Consider the following 18,495-nt stretch of genomic DNA (forward strand, 5'->3'; position numbering starts at 1 on the left):
GCCAGACCACACTCCACACCCGAAAGATCATCGCAATGAGCAACGTACTGACCATCACCCGCCCGGACGACTGGCACCTGCACCTGCGCGACGGCGCCACCATGGCCGATGTGCTGCCGCACACCGCGCGCCAGTTCGCGCGCGCCATCGTCATGCCCAACCTGAAGCCGCCGGTCACCACCACCGAGCAGGCCGCGGCCTATCGCGAGCGCATCCTGGCCGCGCTGCCGGCCGGCATGCAGTTCGAGCCGCTGATGGTGCTGTACCTGACCGACAATACTCCGCCGGATGAAATCCGCCGCGCCCACGCCAGCGGCTTCGTCAAGGCCGTCAAGCTCTACCCGGCCGGCGCCACCACCAACTCCGACGCCGGCGTGACCGATCTCTCCAAGTGCTACAAGACGCTGGAAGTGCTGCAGGAAACCGGCATGCCCTTCCTGGTCCACGGCGAAGTGACCGACCCGGCGATCGACCTGTTCGACCGCGAGGCAGTGTTCATCGACCGCATCATGAAGCCGCTGCGCCAGGCCATGCCGGAGCTGAAGGTGGTGTTCGAACACATCACCACCAAGGAAGCGGCCGACTACGTGCTGGCCGGCGAAGGCCCGACCGCGGCCACCATCACCGCGCACCACCTGCTGTTCAACCGCAACGAGATCTTCAAGGGCGGCATCCGTCCGCACTACTACTGCCTGCCGGTCTTGAAGCGTGAAACCCACCGCCAGGCGCTGGTGGCGGCCGCGACTTCGGGCAACGACAAATTCTTCCTCGGCACCGATTCGGCGCCGCACGCCAAGGGCCTGAAGGAACATGCCTGCGGTTGCGCCGGTTGCTACACCGCGCTGCACGCGCTGGAGCTGTATGCGCAAGCCTTCGACCAGGCCGGCGCGCTGGACAAGTTCGAAGCCTTCGCCAGCTTCAACGGCCCGGCCTTCTACGGCCTGCCGCGCAACGAAGGCAGCGTGACCCTGAAGCGCGAGAGCTGGACCATTCCGGCCGAGCTGCCGATGGGCGATACCACCGTCGTGCCGCTGTCGGCCGGCGAGCAGATCAACTGGAAGATGGCCTGATCGTCAGGCGCCGATTCCTTCGTCCCCGGCTGCGGCCGGGATTTCATCGATAGCGACAACAAGGCAGGGTGCATGCAATTCGTCGATCAACTGATTTCCGATTTCGATAAGGCGCTGCGCGTGATCAACGGCGTGGTGTTCGAGAGCCGTCCCAATCCCGGGCGCGGCCTGCCTGACGGCGTCATGAGCGACGCCGAGAAGCGGCATGCCGCCGGGCTGATGCGGGTCAACAATGTCGGCGAGGTTTGCGCCCAGGCGCTGTATGACGCGCAAGGCCGTTTCGCGCAGAAGCGCGAGATCAAGCACGCCTTCGAGCGCGCCGGCATCGAGGAAGAGGATCACCTGGCCTGGACCGCCGAGCGCCTGCGTGAACTCGGTTCGCACACCAGCCTGTTGAATCCGCTGTGGTACGGCGGCTCCTATGTGCTGGGCACGATCGCCGCGCGCGTGGGCGATGCGCGCAATCTCGGCTTCGTGGCCGAGACCGAGCGCCAGGTCGAGCTGCATCTGCTCGGCCACCTGGAAAAGCTGCCGCCGCAGGACAACCGCTCGCGCGCCATCGTCGACCAGATGCGCATCGACGAGATCGAGCACGGCCAGGCCGCCCGCGACCTGGGCGCAGCCGAGATGCCGGCGCCCATCAAGGGGCTGATGAAGGCCATGTCCAAGGTGATGACCACGGTGGCGTACCGGATCTGAGCCGGCTTGCGGCCAGGGCAATCTGAGTCCCGGAAATGAAAAGCGGCCCCCGAGGGCCGCTTTTTCTTGGTCCGCCGCCAGGGCGGGGCAGGGCGCCTTACTGCTGGGCGGCGGCCTGGGCCTGGACCTGGACCGTGTCGGTGAGGTCGTCGATGATCTCGAAGGAGTGGGTCATTTCGGCGGTCTTCTCCAGCATGATCGAGGCCGAGCAATACTTGTCGTGGGACAGCTTGATGGCGCGTTCCACCACGTTGGCCTTGAGGTTGCGGCCGCGCACGGTGAAGTGGAAGTGGATCTTGGTGAACACCTTGGGATCGGTGTCGGCGCGCTCGGACTTGAGCGTCACGTCGCAGCCGCGCACGTCCTGGCCGCTCTTGCGCAGGATCACCACCACGTCGTAGGCGGTGCAGCCGCCGGTGCCGGCCAGCACCACTTCCATCGGACGCGGCGCCAGGTTGCGGCCGCCGCCGTCGGGCGCGCCATCCATGGTCAGCAGGTGGCCAGAGCCGGTTTCAGCGGTAAAGGTCATGCCGGACAAGCCGGTCCAGCGCACTGTGCATTCCATCTGAGTCATCCAAATTGGTTGGGGAGGGCGATATTGTAGCTTTTGGCGAGCGATGACGCTGCGGCATCGATGGCGGGGCGGATAGCCGAAAAGGGGAATCGGTGATTTTTGCGATGCGGAAAAATATCGTTCCGGTTATCGAGTGATAACCAGTTTTTGCTTACGGTTGAGTAGCGTGTAACCAACAGTGGTGGGCTTTTCATCGAGGTTCGAAAAAATATTCAAATAGATATTGCGATGCACAAACCGCTTTGCTATATTGAATTCAACGGAAGTTTTTGCAGCACGTAACGATGTCTCCTCCACCCTCCTCATTGGTGTGGATTAAACCCGGAACCACTGTTTCCGGGTTTTTTTTGTCCGTTTCCAGGGCGAAGCAGCCAGATGCTTCTTCAAAAAGTTTCCTTGGAAGCATCGAAATACCTCCAAAGCCGCAGTCCGTGGCATCCCACGCCACAAAGAGCCTGAAACCTTTTGACGCTAAGTCTTTGAAAAGGCTATAATTCTCGGCTTTCCCATGCGCTCGGGAAGATAAAAGGATGAGTCCGTGAAGCGCGGCGGCAAGTTGCAGCGTCGTCCGAATGACCGGAACCGCCACTTTGAGCGTTTATTTATTGATAGAGAAAGTCAAACATGAAGACCTTTTCCGCTAAAGCCCATGAGGTTCAGCGCGAGTGGTTCGTGATTGACGCGACGGACTTGGTCCTCGGACGTGTTGCCAGCGAAGTGGCACTCCGACTGCGCGGCAAGCACAAACCCGAATTCACTCCGCACGTCGACACCGGTGACTTCATCGTCGTCGTCAACGCAGGCAAGCTGCGCGTGACCGGCACCAAGGCCACTGAAAAGACCTATTTCCGCCACAGCGGTTATCCGGGCGGCATCTACGAAACCAACTTCCTGAAGATGCAACAGCGTTTCCCCGGCCGTGCGCTGGAGAAGGCCGTCAAGGGCATGCTGCCCAAGGGTCCGCTGGGCTACGCCATGATCAAGAAGCTGAAGGTTTATGCAGATGGCAACCATCCGCACTCCGCTCAGCAACCGAAACCCCTCGCCCTCTAAGGAACAGACATGATCGGTAACTACAATTACGGAACCGGCCGTCGCAAGAGTGCAGTGGCTCGCGTTTTCATCAAGGCAGGTTCGGGCCAGATCGTCGTCAACGGCAAGCCCGCCGCCGAGTACTTCTCCCGTGAAACCGGCCTGATGGTGATCCGTCAGCCGCTGGAACTGACCGGCAACGTCGAACGTTTCGACATCAAGGTGAACGTCCACGGTGGCGGCGAGTCCGGCCAGGCCGGCGCTGTGCGCCACGGCATCACCCGCGCCCTGATCGACTACGACGCCGGCCTGAAGTCGGCCCTGTCGAACGCAGGCTACGTCACCCGTGACGCGCGTGAAGTCGAACGTAAGAAGGTTGGTCTGCGCAAGGCACGTCGCGCAAAGCAATTCTCGAAGCGTTAATCGCCTCTTGCATTGCGGAAAGCCGTCGGCAGTCATGCCGGCGGCTTTTTGCTTTTCTGCACGGCCCGGCCGTGCCGGTATTCTCCCGGAGGGTCTCCTTTTCGCGCCTGGCTGCTTTTCGCAGCGTCGAAGCCGTGTTCCCGCAACGCAGGATTGACGGCGCAGGCAGGCGAAATAACTTCCTGAAGGGAAATCAGCGGGAAATATTCTCCTGCTAGAATGAAAAACTTTCGAGCGTGCCGCGATGGCACGTACGAGAACTTCGCCTCGGCGGAGTTTTTCGTTCGCCTTTTTATTCGCAAGGACAAGACATGATCAAGGTAGGTATCGTTGGCGGAACCGGTTACACCGGCGTCGAATTGCTGCGTATTTTCGCGACGCACCCGGAAGTCAAAGTGCAGGCCGTCACTTCGCGCAAGGAAGACGGCATGCCGGTGGCAGAGATGTATCCGTCGCTGCGCGGCCGCGTCGATGTCGCCTTCTCCTCGCCGGACAAGGCCAAGCTGACCGATTGTGACGTCGTGTTCTTCGCCACCCCGCACGGCGTGGCGATGGCGCAGGCGCCGGAACTGGTCGCCGCCGGCGTCAAGGTGATCGACCTGGCCGCCGACTTCCGCCTGCAGGACGTGGCCGCCTTCGAGAAATGGTACAAGCTGCCGCACAGCTGCACCGACCTGCTCAAGGAAGCCGTCTACGGCTTGCCCGAGCTGAACCGCGAAGCGATCCGCAAGGCGCGCGTGGTCGGCAATCCGGGCTGCTATCCGACCACGATGCAGCTGGGCTTCGCACCGCTGCTCAAGGCCGGCGTGATCGATGCGTCGCACCTGATCGCCGATTGCAAGTCGGGCGTTTCCGGCGCCGGCCGCAAGGCTGAGCTGAACCTGCTGTTCTCGGAAGCCTCGGACAACTTCAAGGCCTACGGCGTGTCCGGCCACCGTCACTCGCCGGAAACTGTCGAGCGCCTGTCCACGCTGACCAAGGACAAGGTCGGCCTGCTGTTCACCCCGCACCTGGTGCCGATGATCCGCGGCATGCATTCCACGCTCTACGCGCGCCTGACCAAGGACATCGACAACGCCGCGCTGCAGGCGCTGTTCGAAGACGCTTACAAGAACGAGCCCTTCGTCGACGTGCTGCCGTTCGGTTCGCATCCCGAGACCCGCACCACGCGCGCCTCCAACATGCTGCGCCTGGCCGTGCATCGTCCCGACGACGGCGACACCGTGGTGGTGCTGGTGGTGCAGGACAACCTGGTCAAGGGTGCCTCCGGCCAGGCGGTACAGTGCATGAACCTGATGTTCGGCCTGGAAGAAACCACCGGCCTGCTGCAAGTCCCGGTCCTGCCGTGAAGTATCGGCTTTGGCACCGGCGCATGACGATTTCTGCGCCGAAGATGACCATCAAGCGCCATCTGCCGTGGCCGGCGCTGGCGCTGCTGTGGGCTGTGGCGATCGGGCTGGCCATCGCCGTGGCGGTGTGGACCTACGAGCTGGGCCGCAACAACCTGCCCGGCTTGCAGGGCGATGCCGGCGAGCAGGTGGAAACTTTGTCGGAGCAGGTCAAGAAGCTCAGCGCCGAGAACGAGCGCCTGCAGTCGGCCTCGAATGCGTCGCAAAACGAGCTGAAGATCGCCCAGACCGCCCAATCGCAGCTGGCGGCGCAGGTGAAGAACCTGGAAGCGGAGAACAACCGCCAGAAGGAAGACCTGGCCTTCTTCGACAGCCTGCTGCCGACCAACCTTGGCGCGCCGGGGATCACGATCCAGCGCTTCAAGGCCGAGGTGGCGGCGCCCAGCCAGGTGCGCTATCGCGTTCTGGTGATGCAGGGAGGCGCGGCCACCCAGCAATTTACGGGGAATTTACAGCTCAGTATCACGGTTTGGCAGGCGGGCAAGAGTGCTATTATAAACTTTCCGGAAACCAATTCTTCCGACCTTGCACGTTACCGGCTCGCATTCAAGTATTACCAGCGCGTCGAAGGTCTGCTGAACGTCCCGGAGGGAGCGACCATCAAGGCGGTTGCAGTTCGTGTTCTCGACCGCGGCCAGGTGCGCGCCCAGCAGTCGGTAGACCTGTGAGGTGATTCCATGTTCACACGCAAGACCAAAAGCACTATCGACAGCCTCATCGGCATGTCGACCAGCATCAAGGGCGACGTAGGCTTCAAGGGCGGCCTGCGCATCGACGGCCAGATCAACGGCAACATCAACGCGGAAGCGGGCCAGCCCAGCGTGCTGGTCATTTCCGAGCATGCCAAGGTGGTCGGCGAGGTGCGCGCGGCGCACCTGATCGTCAACGGCGAGATCACCGGCGACGTCCATTCCACGGAACTGCTTGAATTGCAGCCCAAAGCCCGCATAACTGGCAATGTCTATTACAAGGCGCTGGAGATGCACGGCGGTGCGCTGGTATCCGGCAAGCTCAGTCACGATCAGGCAACGGAAGAAACCCCGGTTCTGAAGCTGGCTGCGTCATCGGAAGCATGAAAATCCGCAAGCGCTTATAATTGATCCATCGATCTGACGTATTGATCCGCCTCAAGCCAAGCAGGAGCCAGAAATGAATGCCGTAGCCGAACTTCAACAAACCGAAATGCCCGCCCCGATCAACTTCAGCGACAGCGCAGCCGCCAAGGTGGCCCAGCTGATCGAAGAGGAGGGCAATCCCGACCTGAAACTGCGCGTGTTCGTCCAGGGTGGCGGATGCTCGGGCTTCCAGTATGGTTTCACCTTCGATGAAATCGTCAACGAAGACGACACCACCATGTCCAAGAACGGCGTGCAGCTGCTGATCGACTCGATGAGCTACCAGTACCTGGTCGGCGCCGAGATCGACTACAAGGACGACCTGGAAGGCGCGCAGTTCGTGATCAAGAACCCGAACGCCAGCACCACCTGCGGTTGCGGTTCGTCGTTCTCGGTCTGATCCGGGCGACAGCAGGACAACAAAAAAGGACGCCTCGGCGTCCTTTTTGTTTTTCCGAAGCAACTTCATGCGGCCGGATCCGCTCCGGCCGTCTGATGAATATCAGCCCAGTTCGGCGAACGCCTTGGCCGCCGCCTCGATGGTCTGCGCGATGATGTCGTCGCCGTGCTGCGCCGACACGAAACCGGCTTCGAAGGCCGAGGGCGCGAAATACACGCCCGCATCCAGCATCTTGTGGAAGAAGCGGTTGAAGCGCTCCTTGTCGCCCTGCATCACCTCGGCGTAGCTGCCCGGCACCGCATCGGCGAAATACAGGCCGAACATGCCGCCGATCGCGTCGGCCGAGAACGCCACGCCGGCCGCCTTGGCGGCGTTGGCCAGGCCATCGGCCAGTTTCCTGGTCTGCGCGCCCAGTTGCTCGTAGAAGCCCGGCTGCTGGATGATCTTCAGCGTGGCCATGCCGGCCGCGACCGTGACCGGATTGCCCGACAGCGTACCGGCCTGGTAGACGCCGCCCAGCGGCGCCAGGTGCTTCATGATGTCGGCGCGGCCGCCGAAGGCCGCCACCGGCAGGCCGCCGCCGATCACCTTGCCCAGCGCGGTCAGGTCGGGCGTGATGCCGTTGAGTTGCTGCGCGCCGCCCAGGGCCACGCGGAAGCCCGACATCACTTCGTCGAAGATCAGGATGGCGCCGTATTCGGTGCACAGGCGGCGCATGGTCTGCAGGAATTCGTCGCTGGCGCGCACCAGGTTCATGTTGCCGGCGACCGGTTCGACGATCACGCAGGCGATCTCGTTGCCGGCCTTCTTGAACGCCTCTTCCAGCTGGGCGCTGTCGTTGTAGTCCAGCACCAGCGTGTGCTTGGCGAAATCTTCAGGCACGCCGGCCGAGGTCGGGTTGCCGAAGGTCAAGAGGCCGCTGCCGGCCTTCACCAGCAGCGAGTCGCCGTGGCCGTGGTAGCAGCCCTCGAACTTGATGATCTTGTCGCGCTTGGTGGCGCCGCGCGCCAGGCGCAGCGCGCTCATGGTGGCTTCTGTGCCGGACGAGACCAGGCGGATCTGTTCGATCGACGGCACCAGCTTGATGATCTCCTCGGCCATCATGATCTCGGCCTCGGTCGGCGCGCCGAAGGACAGGCCGCGCGTGACCGCTTCCTGCACCGCCTTCACCACGTCCGGATGGGCGTGGCCGACGATGGCCGGGCCCCAGGAACCGATGTAGTCGATGTAGCGCTTGCCCTCGGCATCCCAGAAATAGGGGCCGTCGGCGCGTTCGATGAAGCGCGGCGTGCCGCCCACCGAACGGAAGGCGCGCACCGGGGAATTGACACCGCCCGGGGTGCTTTGCTGGGCGCGGGCGAACAGGGATTCGTTGGTCTTGGTCATGTCGTATTGCGGATTCAATATCAGTTGAGGGGGCCGGAATTGGCCGGGTCTTCGGATTCGCGCGCCCAGAAGTAGCGGTCGGGGACCAGCTTGCCCATGCCCAGGCGCTGGGCGTTGGCCAGCGAGGCCAGCGTGAATTCCTGGGCTTCGGAGACGGCTTCGGGGATTTCCAGGCCGTTGGCCAGCATGGCCGCGATCGCCGCCGACAGCGTGGTGCCGGCCCCGGAGAAGGAGCCGGGCAGGCGCTGCCAGGCGTCCTGGCGCACCAGGCCGGATTCGTCGAAGAGGGAGTTGGAGACTTCCTGCAGGTCGGTCTGGGTATTGGTGACGAACAGGTATTCGCATCCCATCTCGATGATGCGCATGGCGTCCAGCATCAGCGCCTCGCCGGGCACCGGCTCGCGCCAGGTCTCGGCCAGCCGCGCCAGTTCGACCGCGGACACCACCATCAGCGTGGTCTGCGGCACCAGCAGCTCGCGAATGGCGATCAGGCGGTCTTCCTCTTCCTCCTGGTTGGACAGCGCGGTGGTGAAGGGGTCCAGGATCAGCGGCACGTCCGGGTAATCGGAAACGATCTCGGCGATGGCCGAGATGTTCTCGATGCTGCCGACGGCGCCGACCTTGAAGGCGGATACGGCCATGTCTTCCAGGATCACGCGCGCCTGGTCCGCTACCCAGTCGACGTCGATGACCTGCGAATCCTCCACGCGCGCGGTGTCGCCGATGAGCAGGGAAGTCACCACGGACAGGCCATGGCAGCCCATGGCGGCGAAGGTCGCCAGGTCGGCCTGGATGCCCGTGGCGCCGACCGGATCAGCCGCGCCGAAAGTCAGGATGAGGGGAGAAGTTTGGTTTTGCACGTCGAGTAGATTAAGATAGCGCGCTTGGCGTCGCGTCGGATGTTGCGGATGTCCAAGCATTTTACTTGAATTGATTTGAGGGATAGTCAGCCGTGAGCAATAGCCAAACCGAATTCAAAACCTGGATGTGCCTGATCTGTGGATGGATCTACGACGAAGAAGCAGGCCTGCCGGAAGAAGGCATCGCGCCCGGCACCCGCTGGGACGACGTGCCCATCAACTGGACCTGCCCGGAATGCGGCGCCCGCAAGGAAGACTTCGAAATGGTGGCAATCTGAGCGCAAGCCGCTGATTGCCGTACCAGGCGGCGGTTCGCACGTGTTGAACCGCCGCGTTGCTCCCCCGTTTTTCTCCATGTCGCGGATTTGATCTGCATCAAATCGCGCCCGCATTTACCTTCCGCTCTCCCGCACCCGTCGCCGGCCGTCCGCCTCAGGAAAATTTCTTGATGGCAATCTCAATTCGCCCACAGTCGCGTCAAACTTGTTTGCCTGGCAATTTGATTTGCTGGAAGGCTTTGATCCAGCGTTTTCAATAAAGCCATGAAGTTGCTGCTGTTCCTGCTCTAGAGCCGGGCTCCTTTTGCTAAAGTGAGGCGAATATGCTCAAGCGATCGCATACCCCGGGGGAGGGCATGGACATCCAATCGCAAGCGGTGAAGACCATCCTGGTTGCCGACGACAGCAGCGCGGTGCGCCGCGCCGCGGCCGAAGCGCTGGATGCGGCCGGCTATCAGGTCTTGCCGGCGGTGGACGGCGTCGAGATGCTGGCCTTGCTGGCCGAGCATGCGCCCGACATGGTGGTGTGCGACGTCTCGCTGCCGCACCTGCCGGGACGCGACGCCTGCCGCCTGATTCGCCGCAATGAGCGGTACGTGAATCTGCCCATCGTCATGCTGTCCTCCGCCAACGGTCTGTTCGACCGGGCGCGCAGCGCCATGGCTGGGGCCGACGACTACTTGGTCAAGCCGTTTTCCGCCGAGGGGCTGCTGCAGATCGTGAGGGCATACGTCGATGGCGTGGATGCCGGTTGATACTTTTCATTGAGCGCCGGGGGCAAGAGCATGGGAATAAAAAAGGTACTGGTGGTCGATGATTCGCCGACCGATCGCTACGTACTGACCAATATCCTCGAGCAGCACGGTTTTTCCGTATCCACCGCAGAGAGCGGTGACGACGCGCTGCAGAAAATCCGCGAAGACCGGCCGCAGCTGGTTCTGCTGGATGTGGTCATGCCCGGCAAGAACGGCTACCAGGTCACGCGCCAGATCGCGCGCGATCCCAGTCTCAAGGATCTTCCCGTGATGATGTGCAGCGTCAAGGCGCAGGAGACCGACCGCATCTGGGCGCTGTGCCAGGGCGCCTGCGATTACATCGTCAAACCTGTCGATCCGGACGAGCTGCTGGCCAAGATCAGCGCCATCGAATGAAGCGGCGCGCCCAGGGGACGCTGGTCGAATGTTGAAAGGCGGCATGCAGGAATCACACGAACAAGACGGCGCCGAGCCGGATGGCCGGCCCACCGGCCGAGGCCGGCGGCGCGAGGCCCTGCAGGCGCTGCAGGCCTCGCTGTTCGCGCGCATGGAGGCGGCGAGCAACGAGGAGCTGCTGGCCCGCCGGTTGGCGGTGGCGATCGGCGAGGTCCGCTGCCTGATCAACCTGGCCGAGGCGGGCGAGATCATCCCGATGTCCAGTATCGCCGCCCCCACCCGGGTTCCGCTCACGCGGCCGTGGTATCTCGGCCTGGTCAATATCCGCGGCAGCCTGGTCGGCATCGTCGACCTGGCGGCGTTGGCCGGCGGCGAACCGCAGACGGTGGTGCGGGACGCGCGCGTGCTGGTGTTCGCGCCCAGCCTGGCGCCCAATTGCGGCCTGTTGCTGTCGTCTGTGATGGGACTGCGCCACCTGTCGGAAATGCAAAAGATATCGATAGATGACGATAAGAAAGCCGAACTAATTGGAGTTATTGGGCGTTATAAAGACCGCGACGGAACAGAGTGGGAAGAAATCGGTCTGGCAACGCTGCTGCAGGACACGGCTTTCCTGAACGTCGGGCGCTAGCGCGGGCGGCCGACGCCATGGGGCAGGCCGAATACGCCGGCGAGAGGGCCGCCGAACTCACATTACAACAAAGGAGCAACAGTCATGGCACTGAGCCTGCCGCGTCTGGCCAAGAAGGGCAAGCCTGACGGCGCTGCGCAGGACGCGCCCGCGCCGTCGCGGCGCGGCATCCGTCTGCCCTTCATCAGCCGCCTGCCGCTGCGCGTCCAGACCCGCATCCTGCTGGGGATCCTCGCGCTGTCGCTGGTGAGCACCTTCTTCTTCATGTGGCTGGGGTCGCGCAACTACATCCACGCCACCCTGCAGACCCACATCACCTCCGATCTCGTGATGCACTCGCAGCGCATCGGCAAGGCCGTACCGAACGCCATCCAGGGTAACCGGGAGGCGTTCTCCCAACTGGGCGAAAGCCGCAACGAGTTCAACCACGGCCTGGGGCTGCTCACCGCCGGCGGCGCCTACCAGGGCTACACCATCGGTCCGCCGGACGCGGCGATGAAGCCGGTGCTGGAAGATGTGCGGAAGATCTGGGAACACACCGACAGCGCCGCCGACACCATCCTCAAGCTGGAGAAGGAACTGACCGGCTTTGGCGTCACGCTCAAGCGCCTCAACCTGCTCCTGCCGACCCTGCTGGACCTGAGCGAGCAGATTTCGATGCTCCAGTCGCAGGGCAGCGCCACGCCGCGCGAAGTGACCGCCGCCAGCCAGCTGGTCTTGCTGACCCTGCGGCTGGGGCGCAGCGCCAACGAATTCCTCACCTCCGAGGGCGTCAATCCCGAGACGGCGTTCCTGCTGGGCAAGGACGTCAACACCTTCCACGACATCATCGACGGGTTCCTCAACGGCAGCGAGCTGCTGCGCCTGAAGCCGGTGACCGACAAGGACACCCGTGACAAGCTGGTGGAGTTGGAGAAGGTGTTCGGCGAATACCAGCCGCAGGTGGCCGGCATCCTCGGCAACCTGCAGAATTTCATCGCGGCCAAGCAGTCCGAGCAGTTGGTGTTCCTCGAGAATGAAACGCTCAAGAAGCACCTGACCGTGTTGCAGACCGACTACCGCATCGTGCAGGAGTCGCGCTCATGGACGTTCTGGCTGATGCTGGCCTCGATGGTGGGCGCGCTGATCAGCGGTATCGGTATCGCCCTGGTGCAACTGCAGAGCAGCCGCAACAACGCGGCCGATGCCGAGATGCGCCGCCAGGAGGCGGAGGCGCAGCGCCTGCTGGCGCAGCAGCAGGAAGAGAAGGCGATGCGCACCAATGTCGCCAACCAGGCCGCCATCCTGCGGCTGATGAACGAGCTCCAGAAAGTCGCCGATGGCGACCTGACGGTCCACACCACGGTGTCGGAAGACATCACCGGCGCCATCGCCGACTCGGTCAACTACACGGTGGAAGCCCTGCGCGGGCTGGTCGGGCAGGTGACGCAGATGGCGTCGAAGGTGTCGGCCACATCGGGGCATGTGCGCAGCACCACCTCGGAGCTGGCCGGGGCGGCCCGCACCCAGGCGCGTCGCATCCAGGACACCGGGCGCTCCATGCTGCAGATGTCGATGCAGATCACCGACATCTCGGTCTCGGCCAATGAGTCGGCTGACGTCGCGCGCCATTCCGTGGTGGTGGCCGAGCGCGGCGCCAAGGCGGTGGAGGATGCGGTCAAGGGCATGAACGAGATCCGCGAGCAGATCCAGGAAACCTCCAAGCGCATCAAGCGCCTGGGCGAATCGTCGCAGGTGATCGGCGAGATCACCGAGCTGATCTCCGACATCACCGAGCAGACCAACGTGCTGGCGCTCAACGCCGCGATCCAGGCCGCCTCGGCCGGCGAGGCCGGGCGCGGCTTCTCGGTCGTGGCCGAGGAAGTGCAGCGCCTGGCCGAGCGCTCCAGCGCCGCCACGCGCGAGATCGGCGCCCTGGTGCGCATGATCCAGACCGACACCCACGACGCCGTGGCCGCGATGGAAAAATCCACCGCCGGTGTGGTCGAAGGCGCGGTGCTGTCGGACGCCGCCGGCGCGGCGCTCTCCGATATCCGCAGCGTCTCCAACCAGCTGGCCGAGCTGATCCAGGGCATGTCGCTGTCGACCGGGCAGCAAGCCGTCTCGGCCAACGGCGTGGCGCAGAACATCCAGAGCATCCTGACCGAGAACGAGATCATCGAGCAGAGCCGCGAACAGGTCACCACGCTCTACAACGAGTTGTGGGATGCCGCCAAACAGCTCGAGAGCTCGGTGTCGCGCTTCCGCGTGACGGTGTCCTGAAATCCTGCCGCCGGCCATGCACACGCAAGCTCATCCAGCTTCCAGCGACGATGTCCGGCGCGCCGGGATGGCGCCCCAGCCGCGCGCCCAGGTATCGGACAACCTGCGCATGCTGGAGTCCGCGCTGCACGCCGGACTGGACCACCTGCTGGCACTGGCCGCAAAAGCCGCCGGCGACGGCGCGCAGCGCCCGGACGCAGGCGCCGAAGCCACCGCGCGGCTGTCGACGCTGATCAACGTGCTTGACCTGGCCGGCGCCGCCGCCGCCGCTAGCACGCTGACGATGGTGCGCGATGCCTGGCGTGCAGACGGTGCGACAGCGCAGGCCTTATGGAGCCTGCACGACTACCTCGATGCCCTGCGCGACAAGAGCGGCGACAGCGACATCTGCGACCTGCTCCTGTTCACCGCCTGCCGGCGCCTGCAACCGGGCGCAAGCGGGGACGGGGAGAGCGAACCTGTTCCTTCCGCAATCCTGGTCCCGGTCAATATATCGTCCGACGCACGCGCGCGTTCGGCCGTCTTTGGCCGCGCGCTCGCGGATCTGCACGCCGACCTCGGATTCGCCCCTACGCTGGCCGCGTTGCGGACCATGGCGGCGGCGACCGACGGCTTCCCCGACCTGCAATTCGCGCACGCCTTCCTGCGCCGCCTCTGCGACGGCGTGCAGCCGCTGGAGCTGCAGGCGATATCGGTGCTGGATTCCTTGGGCGTGCTGCTGGCCGCCGTCACGGCCGATCCGGCCAGCGTGCCGGTGCGCGCGGCGCTGGCGCGCAGGCGCATCGAGTTCCTGCAGACGCTGGTCGACGATGAGGCGCGCCTGCCGGCGCGGCCGGGTGAACAGTCGCAGCATATGCTCAGGTTGATGCTGCTGGCCGACGAGTTGCAGGTTGCCTGGGACCGCTGCGTCAGCGCCGGCGCGACCGCCGGCCGCATCGGCGCGGCCTGGCAATGGTGCGAGAGCGTGCTGCGCGCCGCCGCGGTGAGCCGGCGCATCTGGCCGCGCCAGCGCGGCGCGGGCATGACCGGTTTCCTGGGCGCGCTGGGGCGGCTGGCTTTCGACATGGCGATGTCGCCGCGCGCCGAGAGTCGCGACCGCGAGGTCAGCAGCTGCCTGATCTTCTTCGACGAATGCCTGCGCCGGCGCATCTATCTCGAGGACGAGTTCATCGGCCAGGTCGACTGCATCATCGACCATCTCGCGCGGCTGACCTATGGCGACGACACGGAGCCGGAATCCTTCCCCTGGTTCGCGCGCGAGCTGCGGGTGGACATGGCAAGCCGAATGGAAGGCGTGATCGAGCGCGAGGCGGCTGGCCAACTGGTGCAGATCGAGCTTGCGCTGGAGACCCTGTGGTCGCCGTCATACATCGAAGCAGCGCATTCGGCGCAGTCCCTCGCGGACGACGGCGAGGGCGCCGGCGAATTCGTCGCCAGCCCGGCCGCGCTGATTTCCGACATCAACGCCGAACTGGCCCGGATCGAGGACCTGGCCTCGCAGTTCAGGTCGGAAGAAATGCGCGAGCTGGCCACCGCGCTGCGACGCCAGATCGCCGCGCAGCTGCCCGCCACCCTGCATCTTCCAGAGCACCTGCAGGATGCGCGCACGCACCGCCGCGCCGACACCGTGCGCGCGGGCATGGTGCGCGACCTGGTGCGCCTGGGCGAGCTGCTCGACCAGGCGTGTCGCTCGCCCTACAACAAGTGGCGCAGGCATCCGGACGCGCAGCAGGAAATCGCGGCCGGCGCGCAGCTTGCCGCGGCCCTGCGGCGAGCCCTGGACAGCGCAGAGGATACGCCGCCGGGGGCGCCGCAGACGCCCAGCGATGGCGCCGTCCTTGGGGACGATGAGCCGGGGGCATGGCAGCCCGAGGGCAACGATCCGGAGATGATGGAGGTGTTCCTGCTGGAGGCGCGCCAGTTGCTCGACAGCTTGCGCACCGACCTGCCCCGGCTTGGCGATGCCGGGGCCGAGGCGGATATCGAGCTGCTGAGCGCGGTGCGCCGCTGTTTTCATACGTTCAAGGGCAGCGGCCGCATGGTGGGCCTGGCGGCGTTTTCCGATGCCGCCCAGGCGGTGGAGATGCTGCTCAACGTCTGCCTGTCCGCCGCCCGCGACAGCGGGCATGTCGCGCTTCCCGCGCCGGTGGCGGCGCTGGTCGAACGCGCGCGCCTGACGTTCGGCGCCTGGGTGGAAGAGCTTGCAGGGGAAGGGCGTTCGCGCCGCCAGGCGCCTTCGCTCATCAGCGCGGCGCTGGCGCTGCGCAACGACGTGGCGCAACAACCGCCCGGACACGAGGCCGCTGCAGCGGCGGCGCATCAAGCGCATCAGCCACCCCAGCCGCATCATCCGCATCAGCCATCGCAGCCGAAGCAGGTCGTTCCTGCGAGCGACGCCGCCTCGTCGCCGTCCGTCGGGGAAGTCCCTGCCGACGCCGACGGCGATCCCCGCTTGCGCGAGATTTTCCTGAAGGAGGCGCGGCAGATCTTCAAGCTGCTGCGCCAGCACGGCAGCAGCTGGCGCGCCAAGGCCGACAGCGGCCTGCTGGCGGGAGCGCCGCCGCTGTACCAGCGCGCCGTGCATACCCTGCGCGGCACCAGCGCCGCGGCCGGCTTCCCCGGCATGCAGCAGATGGCGGCGCTGCTGGACGACGTGCTGGAGCAGATCAAGGCCTCCTCCGGCGGGCTGGACGGGCAAGGGCTGGGCGTGGTCGAGCGCGCGGTCGCCGCCATGACCGCGCTGCTGGAGCAATACGCCGCCGGCGCCTTGCCGCAAGCGCCGCCGCAGGCGCTGGCCGAGCTGGCCGGCCTGCTTGGCGAGTTGCGCGGCGAGGGGCATGCCGGCGCCGCGGCCCAGGCGCCCGTGGCCGCGTCGGCGCCGGCAACCGAATCCAGGGCCGCCGTCACCTTGCAGGACGAGATCGATCATGAACTGCTGCCGGTCTTCCTGGAGGAAGGGCACGACCTGATGGCGGCGGTGGGCGAGGGTTTGCAGCGCTTCCAGCAGGATCCGGCCGATCGGGCGGCGCTCACCGAGCTGCGCCGGCCGCTGCACACCGTCAAGGGCAGCGCCCGCATGGCCGGGGCGTTGAGCCTGGGCCAGCGCATGCACGAACTGGAAAGCGGCATCCAGCGCCTGCTCGCCGGCGAAGGCGGCGCGGCCGAGATACGGGCCTTGCTGTCGCTGTACGACCATGCGCTGACACAGTTCGAGTCCCTGGAGCAGCTCGGCGCGCAGCAGCGCGGCGAGGGCGGGCTCGCCGCCGCCCAGCCCTTGTCTTCGCCGCTGGTGCGCATCAGGGCCAGCATGCTCGACAAGCTGCTCAATCAGGTCGGCGAGGTATCGATCGCGCGCTCCCAGCTGGAGAACGAGGTGGCGGCGCTGCACCGCGCCTCGCGCGAGCTGGCCGACAGCATCGCCAAGCTGGCCGGGCAGTTGCGCGGCGTCGAGATCCAGGCCGAGATCCGGATCGCCGCCTCGCACCAGGCCGACGGCGAGAGCGCGCAATTCGATCCGCTGGAGCTGGACCGCTACACGCACCTGCAGGAACTCACGCGCATGATGGCCGAAAGCGTGAACGACGCCGCATCGCTGCAAAAGCAGCTGCTCGATTCCGCCGCCAAGACCCAGGACGGCTTGCAGACGCAAGGACGGCTCACGCGCGAGTTGCAGCAGGAGCTGATGTACGCCCGCATGGTGAAGTTCAAGAGCATAGAGCAGCGCCTGCAGCATCTGGTGCGCCAGCTGGCCGGCGAGACCGGCAAGCAGCTCGACCTGGACGTCGCCGGCGGCGCGACCGAAATCGACCGCGGCATCCTGGAGCGCCTGGCCGGGCCGCTGGAGCATCTGTTGCGCAACGCCGCCGTGCACGGCATCGAGGACGCCGGCGCGCGCGCTGCGTCCGGCAAGGCGGCGTCCGGCCGTCTGTCGGTACAGGCGGCGCAGGAGGGTAACGAGGCGGTGATTCGCATCGCCGACGACGGCGCCGGGCTGGATCTGGCCGCAATCCGCCGCAAGGCGGTCGAGCAGGGGCTGGTGGCGGAGGATGCGATCGAAGGGGCGCGCCTGTCGGAGCTGATCTTCGAGCCCGGGTTCACCACCACTTCGCAGGTGTCGGCGCTGGCCGGGCGCGGCGTCGGCATGGACGTGGTGCGTTCCGAAGTCACCGCCTTGGGCGGGCGCATCACGGTGCAGTCCCGTCCCGGCGAGGGCGTGTGCTTCACCATGCACCTGCCGCTGTCGCTGGCGGTCAAGCAGGTCTGCCTGCTCAGGCATGGCGGCCAGAGCTACGCCATTCCGTCGATGCTGGTCGACAAGGTGGTGCAGCTGCGCGGCGAGGAGATGCGCCGGGCGCTGGCCGAACAGGTGGTGCAGGCCAACGGCCGCATGGTGGTGCTGCATTCCCTGCATGGCTTGCTCGACGAGCCGCTGGAAGAGAGCCGCTTGCCGCCGGCGTCGATCTACGTGCTGTTCGTCAAGAGCGGCGAAGACCTGGTGGCGATCATGGTCGATCACGTCAACGGCAACCGAGAAGTGGTCGCCAAGCCGCTGGGGCCGCAGCTCGACACCCTGGTCGGCGTGGTGGGCGCCACGGTGCTGGGCAACGGCGAGATCGCGCTGATCATCAATCCGTTGCTGCTGGCGCGCCGCATCGGCAGCCGCCGGCTGGGCATGCGGCGCGAGGCCGCCGCCGCGCGGGTCCAGCAAAAGGTGGTGATGGTGGTGGACGATTCGCTGACCGTGCGCAAGGTGATGCAGCGCCTGCTGGAGCGCGAACGCTACGCGGTCGCTACCGCGACCGACGGTTACGACGCCATCCGCCAGCTGCACGACGTGACGCCGGACGTGTTCCTGGTCGACATCGAGATGCCGCGCATGGATGGCTTCACGCTGGTGCGCCACCTGCGCGACAACGCGTCCACGCACGACCGGCCGATCATCATGATCACCTCCCGCACCGGCGCCAAGCACCGCGAGCGCGCCATGGAGGTGGGGGTCAACCACTACCTCGGCAAGCCTTACCAGGACGAACAACTGCTGGAGCTGTTGCGGCACTACACGGGCGACCGCAGCCAGCGGCCGGCGGACGATTTCAGCGACGTGCTGTACTGAACCGCCAATGCCGTGCGATGGCATGGCGGCCGCGCCAGGCGTACAATAGCGCGCTTTGGGCGCTCCCCCCTGCCGGCGGCGGCGCCGCGCAT

At 65.4% G+C, this 18,495-nt stretch carries 17 protein-coding genes; 14 read left to right on the top strand and 3 right to left on the bottom strand.

What is annotated here, in order from left to right; all coding sequences use genetic code 11:
• Window positions 1-35: 35 nt before the first annotated feature.
• Complete coding sequence (gene pyrC, locus CEJ42_RS18145) at window positions 36-1,070, top strand: dihydroorotase (RefSeq protein WP_088752047.1); 1,035 nt, start codon at window positions 36-38, stop codon at window positions 1,068-1,070.
• Between the two features lie 72 nt (window positions 1,071-1,142).
• Window positions 1,143-1,769, top strand: coding sequence for a 2-polyprenyl-3-methyl-6-methoxy-1,4-benzoquinone monooxygenase (coq7, locus tag CEJ42_RS18150; RefSeq protein WP_079218293.1), 627 nt, complete (start codon window positions 1,143-1,145; stop codon window positions 1,767-1,769).
• 97 nt (window positions 1,770-1,866) lie between these two features.
• Here coq7 and CEJ42_RS18155 read toward each other — a convergent pair whose 3' ends face one another.
• Window positions 1,867-2,334: an OsmC family protein gene (locus tag CEJ42_RS18155; RefSeq protein WP_088752173.1), complete on the bottom strand. Its 468-nt coding sequence runs from the start codon at window positions 2,332-2,334 to the stop codon at window positions 1,867-1,869.
• A 633-nt stretch (window positions 2,335-2,967) separates the two neighbouring features.
• On the opposite strand from CEJ42_RS18155, the gene rplM reads away from it, so the two are divergent.
• From rplM to erpA, 6 genes are all read left to right on the top strand, one after another.
• Window positions 2,968-3,396 carry a 50S ribosomal protein L13 gene (gene rplM / locus CEJ42_RS18160; RefSeq protein WP_006461967.1) on the top strand — a complete coding sequence of 143 codons (429 nt, stop codon included), beginning with the start codon at window positions 2,968-2,970 and terminating at the stop codon, window positions 3,394-3,396.
• 9 nt (window positions 3,397-3,405) lie between these two features.
• Window positions 3,406-3,798: a 30S ribosomal protein S9 gene (gene rpsI, locus CEJ42_RS18165; protein WP_079218294.1), complete on the top strand. Its 393-nt coding sequence runs from the start codon at window positions 3,406-3,408 to the stop codon at window positions 3,796-3,798.
• Between the two features lie 311 nt (window positions 3,799-4,109).
• Window positions 4,110-5,147 (top strand): N-acetyl-gamma-glutamyl-phosphate reductase, encoded by a 1,038-nt coding sequence (argC, locus tag CEJ42_RS18170; protein ID WP_088752048.1) that lies wholly within the window; start codon window positions 4,110-4,112, stop codon window positions 5,145-5,147.
• 23 nt (window positions 5,148-5,170) lie between these two features.
• Window positions 5,171-5,875: a DUF6776 family protein gene (locus tag CEJ42_RS18175; protein ID WP_079218296.1), complete on the top strand. Its 705-nt coding sequence runs from the start codon at window positions 5,171-5,173 to the stop codon at window positions 5,873-5,875.
• Between the two features lie 9 nt (window positions 5,876-5,884).
• On the top strand, window positions 5,885-6,283 hold the full coding sequence (locus CEJ42_RS18180) for a bactofilin family protein (protein WP_088752049.1): 399 nt from the start codon (window positions 5,885-5,887) through the stop codon (window positions 6,281-6,283).
• A 73-nt stretch (window positions 6,284-6,356) separates the two neighbouring features.
• Window positions 6,357-6,722 carry an iron-sulfur cluster insertion protein ErpA gene (gene erpA / locus CEJ42_RS18185; protein ID WP_079218298.1) on the top strand — a complete coding sequence of 122 codons (366 nt, stop codon included), beginning with the start codon at window positions 6,357-6,359 and terminating at the stop codon, window positions 6,720-6,722.
• Between the two features lie 102 nt (window positions 6,723-6,824).
• Here erpA and hemL read toward each other — a convergent pair whose 3' ends face one another.
• The gene (hemL, locus tag CEJ42_RS18190) at window positions 6,825-8,108 is read right to left on the bottom strand and encodes a glutamate-1-semialdehyde 2,1-aminomutase (RefSeq protein ID WP_088752174.1); all 1,284 of its coding nucleotides are present in this window, start codon (window positions 8,106-8,108) and stop codon (window positions 6,825-6,827) included.
• A gap of 20 nt (window positions 8,109-8,128) precedes the next feature.
• Window positions 8,129-8,968, bottom strand: a complete 840-nt coding sequence (gene thiD, locus CEJ42_RS18195) for a bifunctional hydroxymethylpyrimidine kinase/phosphomethylpyrimidine kinase (RefSeq protein ID WP_079218299.1) — start codon at window positions 8,966-8,968, stop codon at window positions 8,129-8,131.
• Between the two features lie 125 nt (window positions 8,969-9,093).
• Between thiD and CEJ42_RS18200 the strand changes: the two genes are divergently transcribed.
• The 6 genes from CEJ42_RS18200 to CEJ42_RS18225 all read left to right on the top strand — a co-directional run bounded on the left by CEJ42_RS18200 (window position 9,094) and on the right by CEJ42_RS18225 (window position 18,403).
• Window positions 9,094-9,246: a rubredoxin gene (locus CEJ42_RS18200; protein ID WP_006461975.1), complete on the top strand. Its 153-nt coding sequence runs from the start codon at window positions 9,094-9,096 to the stop codon at window positions 9,244-9,246.
• Window positions 9,247-9,602: 356 nt separating this feature from the next.
• Window positions 9,603-10,001: a response regulator gene (locus CEJ42_RS18205; RefSeq protein WP_088752050.1), complete on the top strand. Its 399-nt coding sequence runs from the start codon at window positions 9,603-9,605 to the stop codon at window positions 9,999-10,001.
• A 30-nt stretch (window positions 10,002-10,031) separates the two neighbouring features.
• Window positions 10,032-10,397 carry a response regulator transcription factor gene (locus tag CEJ42_RS18210; protein ID WP_079218301.1) on the top strand — a complete coding sequence of 122 codons (366 nt, stop codon included), beginning with the start codon at window positions 10,032-10,034 and terminating at the stop codon, window positions 10,395-10,397.
• A 28-nt stretch (window positions 10,398-10,425) separates the two neighbouring features.
• Window positions 10,426-11,028, top strand: coding sequence for a chemotaxis protein CheW (locus CEJ42_RS18215; RefSeq protein ID WP_243397898.1), 603 nt, complete (start codon window positions 10,426-10,428; stop codon window positions 11,026-11,028).
• Between the two features lie 84 nt (window positions 11,029-11,112).
• Entirely contained in the window at window positions 11,113-13,290 is a 2,178-nt protein-coding gene (locus tag CEJ42_RS18220) for a methyl-accepting chemotaxis protein (protein ID WP_088752051.1), read from the top strand.
• A 67-nt stretch (window positions 13,291-13,357) separates the two neighbouring features.
• Window positions 13,358-18,403 carry a hybrid sensor histidine kinase/response regulator gene (locus tag CEJ42_RS18225; protein ID WP_129587775.1) on the top strand — a complete coding sequence of 1,682 codons (5,046 nt, stop codon included), beginning with the start codon at window positions 13,358-13,360 and terminating at the stop codon, window positions 18,401-18,403.
• Window positions 18,404-18,495 lie beyond the last annotated feature (92 nt).

It is taken from the genome of Herbaspirillum robiniae, from assembly GCF_002213415.1.
In the GTDB taxonomy this organism is placed as follows: Bacteria; Pseudomonadota; Gammaproteobacteria; order Burkholderiales; family Burkholderiaceae_D; genus Herbaspirillum; species Herbaspirillum robiniae.

Bases quoted from the DNA above. Each gene is read 5' to 3' on its own strand.
- CEJ42_RS18215 (WP_243397898.1), top strand. From the start codon at position 10,426: ATGTTGAAAGGCGGCATGCAGGAATCACACGAACAAGACGGCGCCGAG.
- hemL (WP_088752174.1), bottom strand. From the start codon at position 8,108: ATGACCAAGACCAACGAATCCCTGTTCGCCCGCGCCCAGCAAAGCACC.
- CEJ42_RS18175 (WP_079218296.1), top strand. From the start codon at position 5,171: ATGACGATTTCTGCGCCGAAGATGACCATCAAGCGCCATCTGCCGTGG.
- pyrC (WP_088752047.1), top strand. From the start codon at position 36: ATGAGCAACGTACTGACCATCACCCGCCCGGACGACTGGCACCTGCAC.
- CEJ42_RS18200 (WP_006461975.1), top strand. From the start codon at position 9,094: ATGTGCCTGATCTGTGGATGGATCTACGACGAAGAAGCAGGCCTGCCG.
- CEJ42_RS18205 (WP_088752050.1), top strand. From the start codon at position 9,603: ATGGACATCCAATCGCAAGCGGTGAAGACCATCCTGGTTGCCGACGAC.
- argC (WP_088752048.1), top strand. From the start codon at position 4,110: ATGATCAAGGTAGGTATCGTTGGCGGAACCGGTTACACCGGCGTCGAA.
- rpsI (WP_079218294.1), top strand. From the start codon at position 3,406: ATGATCGGTAACTACAATTACGGAACCGGCCGTCGCAAGAGTGCAGTG.
- CEJ42_RS18155 (WP_088752173.1), bottom strand. From the start codon at position 2,334: ATGGAATGCACAGTGCGCTGGACCGGCTTGTCCGGCATGACCTTTACC.
- CEJ42_RS18180 (WP_088752049.1), top strand. From the start codon at position 5,885: ATGTTCACACGCAAGACCAAAAGCACTATCGACAGCCTCATCGGCATG.
- erpA (WP_079218298.1), top strand. From the start codon at position 6,357: ATGAATGCCGTAGCCGAACTTCAACAAACCGAAATGCCCGCCCCGATC.
- CEJ42_RS18210 (WP_079218301.1), top strand. From the start codon at position 10,032: ATGGGAATAAAAAAGGTACTGGTGGTCGATGATTCGCCGACCGATCGC.
- rplM (WP_006461967.1), top strand. From the start codon at position 2,968: ATGAAGACCTTTTCCGCTAAAGCCCATGAGGTTCAGCGCGAGTGGTTC.
- CEJ42_RS18225 (WP_129587775.1), top strand. From the start codon at position 13,358: ATGGCGCCCCAGCCGCGCGCCCAGGTATCGGACAACCTGCGCATGCTG.
- coq7 (WP_079218293.1), top strand. From the start codon at position 1,143: ATGCAATTCGTCGATCAACTGATTTCCGATTTCGATAAGGCGCTGCGC.
- CEJ42_RS18220 (WP_088752051.1), top strand. From the start codon at position 11,113: ATGGCACTGAGCCTGCCGCGTCTGGCCAAGAAGGGCAAGCCTGACGGC.